The organism is Enterobacter sp. ECC-019 (assembly GCF_043974075.1).
GTDB lineage: Bacteria > Pseudomonadota > Gammaproteobacteria > Enterobacterales > Enterobacteriaceae > Enterobacter > Enterobacter asburiae_D.
This window is the reverse complement of the sequence record NZ_CP143759.1, coordinates 3,974,206-3,988,807: the sequence shown is the minus strand read 5'-3', so window position 1 is coordinate 3,988,807 and position 14,602 is coordinate 3,974,206. Positions and strand designations below refer to the sequence as shown.

The window sequence follows — 14,602 nt, the reverse complement described above, 5'->3', positions numbered from 1 at the left end:
CGACAAGAATTTTGATTAACGCTCGGTTTCGACCGAGCCAACTGGAAGCATGCTAATGGCTACGATTCATGTAGACGGCAAAGAATACGAAGTCAACGGGGCGGACAACCTGCTGGAAGCTTGTCTGTCTCTTGGCCTCGATATTCCGTACTTTTGCTGGCATCCGGCGCTGGGCAGCGTCGGTGCTTGCCGCCAGTGTGCGGTGAAGCAATATCAAAACGCGGAAGACACGCGTGGTCGCCTGGTGATGTCCTGTATGACGCCAGCCACCGAAGGCACCTTTATTTCGATTGATGACGAAGAAGCGAAACAGTTCCGCGAAAGCGTTGTGGAATGGTTGATGACCAACCACCCGCACGACTGTCCGGTCTGTGAAGAGGGCGGTAACTGCCACCTTCAGGATATGACCGTGATGACCGGCCACAGCTTCCGTCGCTATCGCTTTACCAAGCGTACCCACCGTAACCAGGACCTGGGGCCGTTCATCTCTCACGAAATGAACCGCTGCATCGCCTGCTACCGCTGCGTGCGTTACTACAAAGACTATGCAGACGGTCAGGATCTGGGCGTATATGGCGCGCACGATAACGTCTACTTCGGTCGTCCGGAAGACGGCGTGCTGGAAAGCGAGTTCTCCGGTAACCTGGTAGAAATCTGCCCGACCGGCGTCTTCACCGACAAAACCCACTCCGAGCGTTACAACCGTAAATGGGACATGCAGTTTGCGCCAAGCATCTGCCAGCAGTGTTCCCTCGGCTGTAACACCAGCCCGGGTGAGCGCTACGGCGAACTGCGTCGTATCGAAAACCGTTACAACGGGACCGTTAACCACTACTTCCTGTGCGACCGCGGTCGTTTCGGCTATGGCTATGTGAACCTGAAAGACCGCCCGCGTCAGCCGGTTCAGCGCCGTGGCGACGATTTCATTACCCTGAACGCTGAACAGGCGATGCAGGGCGCGGCAGATATTCTGCGCCAGTCGAAGAAAGTGATCGGTATTGGCTCCCCGCGCGCCAGCATCGAAAGCAACTTCGCGCTGCGCGAGCTGGTTGGAGCGGAAAACTTCTATACCGGTATCGCCCAGGGCGAGCAGGAACGTCTGCAACTGGTACTGAAAGTGCTGCGTGAAGGCGGTGTCCACACCCCTGCGCTGCGCGAAATTGAATCTTATGATGCGGTCCTGGTGCTGGGTGAAGACCTGACGCAGACGGGCGCACGCGCGGCTCTGGCGGTTCGTCAGGCGGTGAAGGGGAAAGCACGTGAAATGGCAGCGGCGCAGAAAGTGGCTGACTGGCAGATTGCGGCGATCCTGAACATCGGCCAGCGCGCGAAGCATCCTCTGTTTGTAACCAACGTCGACAACACCCGTCTGGACGACATCGCCGCGTGGACCTACTGCGCGCCGGTTGAAGATCAGGCGCGCCTTGGCTTTGCGATTGCCCACGCGCTGGACAGCAACTCTCCGGCCGTTGAACTGGATCGCGACCTGCAGAACAAGGTTGACGTGATTGTTCAGGCGCTGGCGGGTGCGAAGAAACCGCTGATTATTTCCGGTACCAACGCCGGCAGCGCGGAGATCATTCAGGCGGCAGCCAACGTTGCCAAAGCCCTGAAAGGCCGCGGTGCGGACGTCGGTGTGACCATGATTGCCCGTGCGGTGAACAGCATCGGTCTGGGTATGATCGGCGGCGGCTCGCTGGAAGCTGCGTTAAGCGAACTGGAATCCGGTGCCGCTGACGCCGTTGTGGTGCTGGAAAACGACCTGCACCGCCACGCCTCTGCCGCTCGCGTTGACGCCGCGCTCTCCAAAGCGCCGCTGGTGATGGTGATTGACCATCAGCGCACCGCGATCATGGACAAAGCGCACCTGGTGCTCTCTGCGGCAAGCTTCGCAGAAAGCGACGGTACCGTTATCAACAACGAAGGCCGCGCACAGCGTTTCTTCCAGGTTTACGACCCGGCGTACTACGACAGCAACACCGTGATGCTGGAAAGCTGGCGCTGGCTGCACTCCCTGCACAGCACCGTGCAGAGCCGTGAAGTGGACTGGACGCAGCTCGACCACGTTATCGACGCGGTAGTCGAAAAACTGCCTCAGCTGGCAGGCATTAAAGATGCCGCACCTGAAGCAAGCTTCCGCATCCGCGGCCAGAAACTGGCGCGTGAACCGCACCGCTATAGCGGCCGTACCGCGATGCGCGCCAATATCAGCGTACACGAACCGCGCCAGCCGCAGGATAAAGACACCATGTTTGCCTTCTCCATGGAAGGGAACAACCAGCCGTCTGCGCCGCGTTCGCAAATCCCATTCGCATGGGCGCCAGGCTGGAACTCCCCTCAGGCATGGAACAAGTTCCAGGCTGAAGTGGGTGGCTCCCTGCGCCACGGGGATCCGGGCGTGCGTCTGATTGAAGCCTCCGAAACCGGTCTGGACTTCTTTACCACCGTACCGGCGATCTTCCAGGCGCAGGATGGCAACTGGCGTATCGCGCCGTACTACCATCTGTTCGGTAGCGACGAGCTGTCCCAGCGTTCACCGGTCTTCCAGACCCGTATGCCGCAGCCGTACATCAAGCTCAACCCGGCGGATGCCGCGAAGCTTGGCGTTAACGCGGGCGCGAACATTGCCTTTAGCTATGACGGCCAGACAATCAGCCTGCCGCTGATTATCTCCGAAGGTCTGACAGCAGGGCAGGTGGGTCTGCCGATGGGTATGCCTGGCATCGCGCCGGTTCTGGCGGGTGCGCGTCTTGATAACCTGCAGGAGGCAAAAGCATGAGTTGGTTAACGCCGGATCTTATCGACATCCTGCTGAGCATTTTGAAAGCGGTTGTTATCCTGCTGGTAGTGGTCACCTGCGGTGCGTTCATGAGCTTTGGTGAACGTCGTCTGCTCGGTCTGTTCCAGAACCGTTACGGACCGAACCGCGTGGGCTGGGGTGGTTCACTCCAGCTGGTCGCGGACATGATCAAGATGTTCTTTAAAGAGGACTGGATCCCGCGCTTCTCTGACCGCGTGATCTTTACTCTGGCACCGATGATCGCTTTCACCTCGCTGCTGCTGGCGTTTGCTATCGTTCCGGTCAGCCCGACCTGGGTGGTCGCAGACCTGAACATCGGCATTCTGTTCTTCCTGATGATGGCAGGCCTCGCGGTTTACGCGGTGCTGTTCGCAGGCTGGTCCAGTAACAACAAATACTCGCTGCTGGGTGCGATGCGTGCTTCCGCGCAGACGCTGAGCTACGAAGTGTTCCTGGGGCTCTCCCTGATGGGCGTGGTGGCGCAGGCCGGTTCATTCAACATGACCGACATCGTCAACAACCAGGCCGACATCTGGAACGTTATTCCGCAGTTCTTTGGGTTTATTACCTTTGCAATCGCGGGCGTGGCCGTGTGTCACCGTCACCCGTTTGACCAGCCAGAAGCCGAACAGGAACTGGCCGATGGTTACCACATCGAATATTCCGGTATGAAATTCGGTTTGTTCTTCGTGGGCGAGTACATCGGTATCGTCACCATTTCCGCGTTGATGGTAACGCTGTTCTTCGGTGGCTGGCATGGCCCGTTCTTACCGCCGTTCATCTGGTTCGCGCTGAAAACCGCGTTCTTCATGATGATGTTCATTTTGATTCGCGCAGCGTTACCGCGTCCGCGTTATGACCAGGTAATGTCCTTCGGCTGGAAAGTGTGCCTGCCGCTGACGCTCGTCAACTTGTTGGTAACGGCGGCTGTCATTCTCTGGCAGCAGCCATAAGGGGCTATAGACCATGACCTTAAAAGAATTACTGGTAGGCTTCGGTACCCAGGTACGCAGTATCTGGATGATCGGCCTGCACGCGTTTGCCAAACGCGAAACCCGGATGTACCCGGAGGAGCCGGTATACCTGCCGCCGCGCTACCGTGGCCGTATCGTGCTGACGCGCGACCCGGACGGTTCCGAGCGCTGCGTTGCCTGTAACCTGTGTGCGGTAGCGTGTCCGGTAGGCTGTATCTCTCTGCAGAAAGCAGAGACGGTAGACGGCCGCTGGTACCCTGAGTTCTTCCGCATCAACTTCTCACGCTGCATCTTCTGCGGTCTGTGTGAAGAAGCGTGCCCAACCACGGCGATTCAGCTGACTCCAGACTTCGAGCTGGGTGAGTACAAGCGTCAGGATCTGGTGTACGAGAAAGAGGATCTGCTGATTTCCGGTCCGGGCAAATACCCGGAATATAACTTCTACCGGATGGCGGGTATGGCAATCGACGGCAAAGATAAGGGCGAAGCAGAGAACGAAGCTAAGCCTATCGACGTCAAGAGCCTGTTACCGTAAGGAGAGGGCAATGGAATTCGCTTTTTATATCTGTGGCCTTATCGCCATCCTGGCTACGCTGCGAGTGATCACGCACACCAATCCGGTGCATGCGCTGCTGTACTTAATCATCTCGCTGCTGGCCATTTCCGGGGTGTTCTTCGCACTGGGCGCGCACTTTGCCGGTGCGCTGGAAATCATCGTCTACGCCGGGGCCATCATGGTGCTGTTCGTGTTCGTGGTGATGATGCTGAACCTGGGCGGCTCTGAAATTGAGCAGGAACGTCAGTGGTTAAAACCGCAGGTGTGGATTGGCCCGGCAATTCTGTCGGCCATCATGCTGGTGGTGATCGTTTACGCCATTCTGGGTGTAAACGATCAGGGCATTGACGGCACGCCGATTGGCGCGAAAGAGGTCGGTATTACGCTCTTTGGCCCATACGTTCTGGCGGTTGAACTGGCCTCAATGCTGCTGCTGGCGGGTCTGGTTGTTGCTTTCCACGTTGGCCGCGAAGAGCGTGCTGGCGAGGTGCTAAGCAACCGCACTGACGACCGCGCGAAAAGAAAAATGGAGGAGCGCGCATGATCCCCTTAACACATGGACTGATCCTCGCTGCGATTTTATTCGTCCTGGGTTTGACCGGTCTGGTTATCCGCCGCAATCTGCTGTTTATGCTGATCGGTCTGGAAATCATGATTAACGCCTCCGCGCTGGCCTTCGTGGTCGCCGGAAGCTACTGGGGCCAGACCGATGGTCAGGTGATGTACATTCTTGCCATCAGCCTTGCGGCTGCCGAAGCGAGTATTGGCCTGGCGCTGTTACTGCAGCTCCATCGTCGCCGCCAGAACCTGAACATCGATTCAGTAAGTGAGTTGCGTGGATGAACATGCTTGCCTTAACCATTATTTTTCCGCTGATTGGCTTCGTGCTGCTGGCGTTTTCTCGCGGCCGCTGGTCTGAGAATCTGTCTGCGACCGTGGGCATTGGCTCCATCGGCCTGGCTGCGCTGGTCACAGCGTATGCGGGTATCGACTTCTTTAACAACGGACGTCAGCCTTTCAGCGTACCGCTGTGGACGTGGATGTCGGTTGGTGATTTCAACATCGGCTTCAACCTGGTGCTGGACGGCCTCTCGCTGACCATGCTCTCCGTGGTCACCGGCGTTGGCTTCCTGATCCACATGTTCGCCTCCTGGTATATGCGCGGTGAAGAGGGTTACTCCCGCTTCTTCGCCTACACCAACCTGTTTATCGCCAGCATGGTGGTATTGGTTCTGGCCGATAACCTGCTGCTGATGTATCTGGGCTGGGAAGGCGTAGGTCTGTGTTCTTACCTGCTGATCGGTTTCTACTATACCGATCCGAAGAATGGCGCAGCGGCCATGAAAGCGTTCATCGTGACCCGCGTGGGTGACGTCTTCCTCGCTTTCGCGCTGTTCATTCTTTACAACGAACTGGGCACGCTGAACTTCCGCGAAATGGTGGAACTGGCGCCAGCGCACTTCGCCGCAGGCAACAACATGCTGTGGTGGGCAACGCTGATGCTGCTGGGTGGTGCCGTGGGTAAATCCGCGCAGCTGCCGTTGCAGACATGGCTGGCCGACGCGATGGCGGGTCCAACCCCTGTCTCCGCGCTGATCCACGCCGCGACCATGGTGACCGCCGGTGTTTACCTGATTGCGCGTACTCATGGCCTGTTCCTGATGACCCCGGAAATTCTGCATCTGGTGGGTATCGTCGGCGCGGTCACGCTGGTGCTGGCAGGCTTTGCCGCGCTGGTGCAGACCGACATCAAACGCGTTCTCGCGTACTCCACCATGAGCCAGATTGGTTACATGTTCCTGGCGCTGGGCGTTCAGGCGTGGGACGCAGCCATTTTCCACCTGATGACGCACGCGTTCTTTAAAGCGCTGCTGTTCCTCTCATCCGGTTCGGTGATCCTGGCCTGCCATCACGAGCAGAACATCTTCAAGATGGGCGGACTGCGTAAGTCCATCCCGCTGGTTTATATCTGCTTCCTGGTAGGCGGCGCGGCGCTGGCGGCACTGCCGCTGATCACCGCGGGCTTCTTCAGTAAGGACGAAATCCTTGCGGGTGCCATGGCGAATGGTCATATCAATCTGATGGTTGCGGGTCTGGTCGGTGCGTTCATGACCTCCCTGTATACCTTCCGTATGATTTTCATCGTATTCCACGGTAAAGAACAAATTCACGCTCACGCAGGGAAGGGGATCACCCACCACCTGCCGCTGATTGTGCTGCTGGTACTGTCCACCTTCGTTGGCGCGATGATTGTGCCGCCGCTGCAGGGCGTACTGCCAGACACCACCGAGCTTGAGCACGGTCGCGTTCTGACGCTTGAAATCACCTCCGGCGTGGTCGCTATTGCGGGCATCCTGATTGCAGCATGGCTGTGGCTGGGTAAACGTACGCTGGTGACTGCCGTTGCCAACAGCGCCCCGGGCCGTCTGCTGGGCACCTGGTGGTACAACGCGTGGGGCTTCGACTGGCTGTACGACATGATCTTTGTTAAGCCGTTCCTGGGCATTGCGTGGCTGGTGAAGCGCGACCCTCTGAACAGCCTGATGAATATCCCGGCGATCCTCTCCCGCTTTGCAGGTAAAGGCCTGCTGTACAGCGAGAACGGTTACCTGCGCTGGTATGTGGCGTCCATGAGCATCGGTGCGGTTGTCGTACTGGCGCTGCTGATGGTGTTGCGATAGTGGTTTTGCCCGGTGGCGCTGCGCTTACCGGGCCTACGAGACCGTAGGTCGGGTAAGCGTGAGCGCCACCCGACACCACAAACCGCACTAACGCGTGAATTTTGTCGAATTTGTTGAAAATCGGTCCCTTAGGGACTTTAACAAGGAATAAAAATCGCCATGTTACTACCCTGGCTAATATTAATTCCCTTCATCGGCGGCTTCCTGTGCTGGCAGACTGAACGCTTTGGCGTGAAGATGCCGCGCTGGATCGCGCTGATCACCATGGGATTGACGCTCGCGCTTGGCCTGCAACTGTGGTTGCAGGGCGGTTACTCACTGACCCAGTCTGCGGGCATTCCGCAGTGGCAGTCTGAGTTCATCCTGCCGTGGATCCCGCGTTTCGGCATTACGATCCACCTGGCGATTGACGGTCTGTCGCTGCTGATGGTGGTGCTGACCGGTCTGCTCGGCGTTCTGGCGGTACTTTGCTCCTGGCGAGAAATCGAAAAATACCAGGGCTTCTTTCACCTGAACCTGATGTGGATCCTGGGCGGCGTGATCGGCGTGTTCCTTGCCATCGACATGTTCCTGTTCTTCTTCTTCTGGGAGATGATGCTGGTGCCGATGTACTTCCTGATCGCGCTGTGGGGCCACAAGGCGTCCGACGGTAAAACGCGTATCACGGCGGCAACCAAGTTCTTCATCTATACCCAGGCGAGTGGTCTGGTGATGTTGATTGCCATTCTGGCGCTGGTGTTTGTTCACCACAACGCGACCGGCACCTGGACCTTCAACTACGAAGATCTGCTGAAGACGCCAATGTCCCACGGCGTCGAATACCTGCTGATGCTGGGCTTCTTCATCGCGTTCGCGGTGAAAATGCCGGTCGTTCCGCTGCACGGCTGGCTGCCAGACGCGCACTCTCAGGCACCAACGGCGGGTTCCGTTGACCTGGCGGGCATCTTGCTGAAAACGGCGGCCTATGGTCTGCTGCGTTTCGCACTGCCGCTGTTCCCGAATGCTTCCGCAGAGTTCGCACCGATTGCCATGTGGCTGGGTGTGATCGGCATCTTCTACGGTGCCTGGATGGCCTTCACGCAGTACGACATCAAGCGTCTGATTGCCTACACCTCCGTTTCCCACATGGGCTTCGTGCTGATTGCTATTTACACCGGCAGCCAGCTGGCGTACCAGGGCGCGGTGATCCAGATGATTGCGCACGGTCTGTCCGCAGCCGGCCTCTTCATCCTGTGTGGCCAGCTGTACGAACGTCTGCATACCCGCGACATGCGCATGATGGGCGGTCTGTGGAGCAAAATTAAGTGGCTGCCAGCGCTGTCCATGTTCTTCGCGGTTGCTACCCTGGGGATGCCAGGTACCGGTAACTTCGTCGGCGAATTTATGATTCTGTTCGGCAGCTTCAAAGTGGTACCGGTGATTACCGTGATCTCCACCTTTGGTCTGGTGTTCGCTTCCGTGTACTCGCTGGCGATGCTGCACCGCGCTTACTTCGGTAAAGCGAAGAGCGAAATTGCTGCACAAGAACTGCCGGGGATGTCGCTGCGTGAGCTGTTCATCATCCTGCTGCTGGTCGTACTGCTGGTGCTGCTGGGCTTCTTCCCGCAGCCGATTCTGGATACCTCGCATAGCGCGATGGGTAACATCCAGCAGTGGTTTGTTAATTCTGCTTCTACTACAAGGCCGTAATTCGCCATGACAATAACTCCACAACAACTGATCGCGCTGCTACCGCTGCTGATCGTCGGATTGACGGTGGTGGTTGTGATGCTCTCCATTGCGTGGCGACGCAATCACTTCCTGAATGCCACGCTGTCGGTCATCGGCCTGAACGCCGCGTTAGTCTCTCTCTGGTTTGTTGGCCAGGGTGGGGCGATGGACGTCACCCCGCTGATGCGCGTTGACGGTTACGCCATGCTGTATACCGGTCTGGTGCTGCTGGCGAGCCTGGCAACCTGTACCTTTGCGTATCCGTGGCTCGAAGGCTACAACGACAATAAAGAAGAGTTTTACCTGCTGGTTCTGATTGCCGCGCTGGGCGGCATTCTGCTGGCGAATGCGAACCATCTGGCCGCGCTGTTCCTCGGCATTGAGCTGATCTCACTGCCGCTGTTCGGTCTGATTGGTTACGCCTTCCGTCAGAAGCGCTCGCTGGAAGCAAGCATCAAGTACACCATTCTGTCTGCTGCTGCGTCCTCGTTCCTGCTGTTTGGCATTGCGCTGCTGTACGCACAGTCCGGTAACCTCTCTTTCATGGCGCTCGGCAAGAGCCTCGGTGACGGCATGCTGCATGAGCCGCTGCTGCTGGCGGGTCTGGGCATGATGATCGTGGGTCTCGGCTTTAAACTCTCTCTGGTGCCGTTCCACCTGTGGACGCCAGACGTCTACCAGGGCGCTCCGGCTCCGGTGTCGACCTTCCTGGCGACGGCGAGCAAAATCGCTATCTTCGGTGTGGTCATGCGTCTGTTCCTGTACGCACCGGTAGGTGACAGCGAGGCGGTTCGCGTGGTGCTGGGCATTATCGCGTTCGTCTCCATCATCTTCGGTAACCTGATGGCGCTGAGCCAGACCAACATCAAGCGTCTGCTGGGCTACTCGTCTATCTCTCATCTGGGCTACCTGATGGTGGCGCTGATTGCGCTGCAGAGCGGTGAGATGTCGATGGAAGCCGTGGGCGTGTATCTGGCCGGTTACCTGTTCAGCAGTCTCGGCGCCTTCGGCGTGGTGAGCCTGATGTCCAGCCCGTACCGTGGTCCGGATGCCGATTCACTGTTCTCCTACCGTGGTCTGTTCTGGCACCGTCCGATCCTGTCCGCAGTGATGACCGTGATGATGCTCTCTCTGGCGGGTATCCCGATGACGCTCGGCTTTATCGGTAAATTCTACGTGCTGGCCGTCGGTGTGCAGGCGCACCTGTGGTGGCTGACTGCGGGCGTGGTTATCGGCTCCGCGATTGGTCTCTACTACTACCTGCGCGTGGCCGTGAGCCTGTACCTGAGCGCGCCTCAGCAGCTCAACCGTGATGCTCCAACCAACTGGCAGTACAGCGCCGGGGGTATCGTCGTGCTTATCTCCGCGCTGCTGGTGCTGATCTTCGGTATCTATCCGCAACCGCTGATTGATATCGTGCAGCGAGCGATGCCGCTGATGTAAAACAAAAACCCGCCTCGGCGGGTTTTTTTATGGTTTGCCCAGCGGCGCTACGCTTGCAGGGCCTACGGGTTTTGTAGGTCGGGTAAGCGTAGCGCCACCCGACTAAGCCAGCTGCTTGCGACTAATCAACGGCCCGTCAATCTTCTTCATCGAGCGGTCCAGCACTTCCTCAATCACCGACGACAGCTCGTTCAGCTCAAACTTCGCCACGTACCCGTCCGCCTTCACCTTGCGAATATGGTCTTCGTTAGCGTTGCCGGAAAGGGAAGAGTGGATCACCACCGGAATATCTTTCAGTACCGGGTCGGTTTTGATTTTGCGCGTCAGCGTAAAACCGTCCATCTCCGGCATTTCGAGGTCGGTCAGCACCAGAGCGATCTTATCGGTGATGGGAACCCCTTCAGCCTGGGCCTGTGCCGCCAGCGCGCCAATTTTTTCCCACGCTTCTTTGCCGGTGATATGCAGCTGTGCCGGGATCTCCATTGCCTGCAGACCTTTCTCCAGCATCGAGCGCGCCACTTTGGAGTCTTCCGCGACGATGGCGACAGCGCCTGGCTTGATATGGAATTTGGTGGTCTTCAGATTCGTGGCGTGCAGATCGTGATTGGCCGGGGTGATGTCATACAGGATCTGCTCAACGTCCAGCACCATCGCCAGATCGTTGGTATCGGTCTTCTCGTCAAGACACGCAATGCTGGTGATGTAGCGACCGCTGACGGCGGTTTCGGCCGTGTGCACCTGCTTCCAGTCCAGACGCATGATGTTCTCAACCGATTCCACGGCAAACGCCTGCACGCTGCGCGCATATTCGGTGATCAGCAGAATGTTCAGCCCGGTGGTGGGCTTACAGCCCGCCACGGCGGCCAGGTCAATCACCGGGATCACCTGATCGCGAATATTCACCATTCCCATCAGCGGTGACTTCATCCCGGCGGGTTTTGTGAACTCCGGCATCGGCACAATTTCACGCAGCTTAAAGACGTTAATGCCAAACAGCTCGGACTTATTTTCGTTCAGAGAGGTGCCAAGACGGAACAGCAACAGTTCAAAACGGTTTGACAGGGTCAGATTCGCCCTGTCATCAATATCTTTCTGGAAATTATCCATTCTACCCTCGAGAGAAATGCTGACCTTTTAATCGTTATCGGCATCCTGAGGGAAAAATGAAGGACTAAACGCTGACCTGAGCGAAATCTTCGGCCAGCTCACATTCCGGGAACAGCGTACGGCACTCTGCCAGCAGGCCTGCGCATCCCCGCGCGTCGTAGCGCGAGCTGACATGGGTGACGATCAGTCTCCCTACACCCGCATCACGGGCAAGCTGCGCCGCCTGACGCGTGGAGCTGTGGCCCCGGCTGTTGGCTTTCTCTTCCATCGCCGTTTCAAGCGTCGCTTCATGCACCATCACGTCCACGCCCTGTGCCAGCGTGAGCGCCGCCGGGCACGGGGCCGTATCGCCAAAAATGGCCAGTTTTTTGCCCGGCTGCGGTGCGGCGAGATAATCCTGCCCGTTGATAACGCGTCCGTCCTCCAGCGTGATGGTCTCTCCGTGCTTCAGACGCTGGAACAGCGGCCCGGGTTTAACGCCGTCTGCCATCAGCGCGGCGGCATCCAGCGCGCCGGGTTTGTCATGCGCCTCAATACGGTAGCCATAGCATTCCACAGGATGATTGAGCGGTTGAGCAGTAACCCGATAATCTCCGTCATCGAATACCAGGCCTTCGGTAATCTCAACGACCTCCAGCGGATAATCGGTCCATGACCCGCTCAGGCGCAGCGTAGCTTCAACAAATTCACGAATACCCGCTGGCCCGTAAATCGTCAGCGGGTTGGCGTTACCGGCCATCGAGCGGCTGCACAGCAGGCCGGGAAGGCCAAACAGATGGTCGCCATGCAGGTGGGTGATAAAGATTTTATCCAGCTTGCCGGGGTGATAAACGGTGTGTAACAGCTGATGCTGCGTCCCTTCACCGCAGTCAAACAGCCACAGCCCGCCACGGGTGGGGTGCTTAAGATCCAGCAGGATCGCCGTCACGTTCCGTGAGCGGGTTGGCACGCCAGCGGACGTACCCAGAAAAATCAGTTCCATAACGCAATCAGCCCTTTGCCGAACGGGGAGGGGTTTAGTATAACGTGATGAACCCCAGGAAGGAGACTGACATGATCCAGTGGCAAGATTTACATCATAGTGACCTCGCCGTAAATGAACTTTACGCCCTGCTGAAGCTGCGCTGCGAAGTGTTTGTTGTGGAACAGACCTGCCCGTATCAGGACATCGATGGCGATGACCTCGTTGGCGAGAACCGCCATATCCTCGGCTGGCGGGATAACGAGCTGGTGGCGTATGCGAGGATTCTGAAAAGCGAAGACGATTTTGAGCCTGTCGTCATTGGCCGCGTCATCATCAGCGGCAAGGCGCGCGGTGAAAAACTGGGCTATCAGCTGATGGAAAAAACGCTGGAAGCGTGCCGGAAACAGTGGCCGGACAAGGCGTTATATCTGGGCGCGCAGGCGCACCTGCAGTCGTTCTATGCCCACTTTGGCTTCACGCCGGTAACGGAAGTGTATGACGAAGATGGCATTCCGCACATCGGCATGGCGCGAGAAGTGAAACAGGCGTAATGGCATCTCGTTGGCTATAGTTAGCGGACTGGTGTACTAACATGGAGAAAAATATGTCATTTCAATCCTGGGATACCCGTATCGACGACGACCTGGCCTTACTGAGCGAAACGCTGGAAGAGGTGTTACGTTCCTCGGGCGACCCTGCCGATCAGAAATATATTGAGCTAAAAGCCCGTGCCGAACAGGCGCTGCATGAAGTGAAAAACCGCGTCAGCCATGCGTCTGATACCTACTACTACCGCGCCAAAAAAGCGGTGTATCGTGCCGATGATTACGTGCATGAAAAACCGTGGCAGGGCATTGGAGTAGGTGCTGCCGTAGGCCTGGTGCTGGGGCTGCTGTTGGCCCGTCGTTAAGCCGCTTAACCACTCCCTATACGTGGGTACTGCTATTTATTGCCAGTACCCCGTATAATACGAGGTTTTAACAGGGAGAGGTTCGCGTGAATTCGATTTTCCTCGCGCTGGAGCAACTGCGTACCCAGCTATCGCAAGCGTTACCTGTAGCACCCGGCATACGTCATTTCGACGTCTCTTTCCCGTTAAACGACGCCTTCGATCCCCTCGCCTGGCTGGGCGAGCAGCAGTGTTATCCGCAGTTTTACTGGCAGCAGCGTAACGGCGATGAAGAGCTGGCCGCGCTGGGGGCAGTCACCCAATTTTCCTCGCTGGCGTTAGCCTCGCAGTTTTTGCGCGAGCAAAACGCGGCAGGTGATACCCGCATCTGCGGCCTGAACGCCTTTAATCCGGAGCAGGGCAGCCTCTTTTTACCGCGGCTGCTCTGGCGACGCACCGCCGGCAACGCCATGCTGCGCCTGCAGCTGTGGAGCGACCGTTCGCTTGAGGAGGATGCCCGCGCCGCGCTGAATTTTTTACAGCAGCTCCGTCCTGCGAGATCTATTCGTCCGCTCTCCGTTCAGGTTGAACACGAAACCCATCAGCCGCAGCAGGCCGAATGGCTGAAGCTTATCCGCTCGGCGACAGAGACCATCGCGCGCGGTGATTTTGAAAAAGTGGTTCTCGCCCGGGCAACCGATCTGCAGTTCACGCAGCGCGTTAACCCCGTCGCGCTGATGGCGGCCAGCCGCGCCCTGAATTTACACTGCTACCATTTCTGCATGGTGTTCGACGCCAGCAACGCGTTTCTTGGCTCTACGCCGGAACGTCTGTGGCGGCGGCGCGGCAGGCTGCTGCGTACCGAAGCGCTGGCGGGCACCGTTGCCAGCCATACCGATGATAGCCAGGCGCAGCGTCTCGGCGAGTGGTTGCTGAACGATGATAAAAACCAGCGCGAGAATATGCTGGTCGTGGAAGATATCTGCCAGCGTCTTCAGCACCATACGCAGACGCTTGAGGTACTGCCCGCCCAGGTGGTGCGCCTGCGTAAGGTGCAGCATTTGCGCCGCTGTATCTGGACCGAGCTTAAACTGGCCGATGACGAGCAGTGTCTGCTCATGTTACAGCCGACCGCGGCCGTTGCCGGATTACCCCGACAGCCCGCGCGCGAGTTTATCCAGAAGGTTGAGCCCTTTAACCGCGAGTGGTACGCCGGTTCGGCCGGGTACTTATCCCCCGAACAGAGTGAGTTCTGCGTGGCATTGCGCTCCGCGCGCGTGCTGGAGGATTCCCTGCGGCTCTACGCCGGCGCCGGTATTGTCAGCGGATCTGACCCGGAGCAGGAGTGGCAGGAGATTGAAAATAAAGCCGCCGGATTGCGCTCTCTGCTCCTAAGGGATTAATACTGAATCGCGCAATCCCGATTCATATCAAAATTCCAATTTTTTCTATTATTTATACTGTGTCGCATTCTTGAT

13 protein-coding genes are annotated in these 14,602 nt (G+C 57.7%); 11 read left to right on the top strand and 2 right to left on the bottom strand.

Going from position 1 to position 14,602, the window contains the following annotated elements:
- The first annotated feature begins 55 nt into the window (after positions 1–55).
- The 8 genes from nuoG to nuoN all read left to right on the top strand — a co-directional run bounded on the left by nuoG (position 56) and on the right by nuoN (position 10,164).
- Entirely contained in the window at positions 56–2,779 is a 2,724-nt protein-coding gene (gene nuoG, locus V1566_RS18840; protein ID WP_395304310.1) for an NADH-quinone oxidoreductase subunit NuoG, read from the top strand.
- The gene (gene nuoH, locus V1566_RS18835) at positions 2,776–3,753 is read left to right on the top strand and encodes an NADH-quinone oxidoreductase subunit NuoH (RefSeq protein WP_047346615.1); all 978 of its coding nucleotides are present in this window, start codon (positions 2,776–2,778) and stop codon (positions 3,751–3,753) included. Before nuoG ends, nuoH begins: the two co-directional genes overlap by 4 nt.
- Positions 3,754–3,766: 13 nt before the next feature.
- Positions 3,767–4,309 (top strand): NADH-quinone oxidoreductase subunit NuoI, encoded by a 543-nt coding sequence (gene nuoI, locus V1566_RS18830; protein WP_003861491.1) that lies wholly within the window; start codon positions 3,767–3,769, stop codon positions 4,307–4,309.
- A 10-nt stretch (positions 4,310–4,319) separates the two neighbouring features.
- Positions 4,320–4,874, top strand: a complete 555-nt coding sequence (gene nuoJ, locus V1566_RS18825; protein WP_023336404.1) for an NADH-quinone oxidoreductase subunit J — start codon at positions 4,320–4,322, stop codon at positions 4,872–4,874.
- Positions 4,871–5,173, top strand: a complete 303-nt coding sequence (gene nuoK, locus V1566_RS18820) for an NADH-quinone oxidoreductase subunit NuoK (RefSeq protein WP_003861496.1) — start codon at positions 4,871–4,873, stop codon at positions 5,171–5,173. Before nuoJ ends, nuoK begins: the two co-directional genes overlap by 4 nt.
- Complete coding sequence (gene nuoL / locus V1566_RS18815; protein WP_395304309.1) at positions 5,170–7,011, top strand: NADH-quinone oxidoreductase subunit L; 1,842 nt, start codon at positions 5,170–5,172, stop codon at positions 7,009–7,011. The genes nuoK and nuoL overlap by 4 nt, the downstream gene beginning before the upstream one ends.
- A 159-nt stretch (positions 7,012–7,170) precedes the next feature.
- On the top strand, positions 7,171–8,700 hold the full coding sequence (nuoM, locus tag V1566_RS18810) for an NADH-quinone oxidoreductase subunit M (RefSeq protein WP_023312532.1): 1,530 nt from the start codon (positions 7,171–7,173) through the stop codon (positions 8,698–8,700).
- A gap of 6 nt (positions 8,701–8,706) precedes the next feature.
- Entirely contained in the window at positions 8,707–10,164 is a 1,458-nt protein-coding gene (nuoN, locus tag V1566_RS18805; protein ID WP_029740937.1) for an NADH-quinone oxidoreductase subunit NuoN, read from the top strand.
- A 102-nt stretch (positions 10,165–10,266) separates the two neighbouring features.
- Here nuoN and V1566_RS18800 read toward each other — a convergent pair whose 3' ends face one another.
- Positions 10,267–11,271, bottom strand: a complete 1,005-nt coding sequence (locus V1566_RS18800) for a chemotaxis protein (RefSeq protein WP_395304308.1) — start codon at positions 11,269–11,271, stop codon at positions 10,267–10,269.
- Positions 11,272–11,335: 64 nt separating this feature from the next.
- Positions 11,336–12,253 (bottom strand): ribonuclease BN, encoded by a 918-nt coding sequence (gene rbn, locus V1566_RS18795; protein ID WP_395304307.1) that lies wholly within the window; start codon positions 12,251–12,253, stop codon positions 11,336–11,338.
- A gap of 71 nt (positions 12,254–12,324) precedes the next feature.
- Between rbn and V1566_RS18790 the strand changes: the two genes are divergently transcribed.
- The 3 genes from V1566_RS18790 (at position 12,325) to menF (ending at position 14,527) form a co-directional block, all read left to right on the top strand.
- Positions 12,325–12,786: a GNAT family N-acetyltransferase gene (locus V1566_RS18790; RefSeq protein WP_395304306.1), complete on the top strand. Its 462-nt coding sequence runs from the start codon at positions 12,325–12,327 to the stop codon at positions 12,784–12,786.
- A gap of 53 nt (positions 12,787–12,839) precedes the next feature.
- Positions 12,840–13,145 carry a stress response protein ElaB gene (gene elaB, locus V1566_RS18785; protein ID WP_008500219.1) on the top strand — a complete coding sequence of 102 codons (306 nt, stop codon included), beginning with the start codon at positions 12,840–12,842 and terminating at the stop codon, positions 13,143–13,145.
- Between the two features lie 86 nt (positions 13,146–13,231).
- Positions 13,232–14,527, top strand: coding sequence for an isochorismate synthase MenF (gene menF, locus V1566_RS18780; protein WP_395304305.1), 1,296 nt, complete (start codon positions 13,232–13,234; stop codon positions 14,525–14,527).
- Positions 14,528–14,602: the final 75 nt, after the last annotated feature.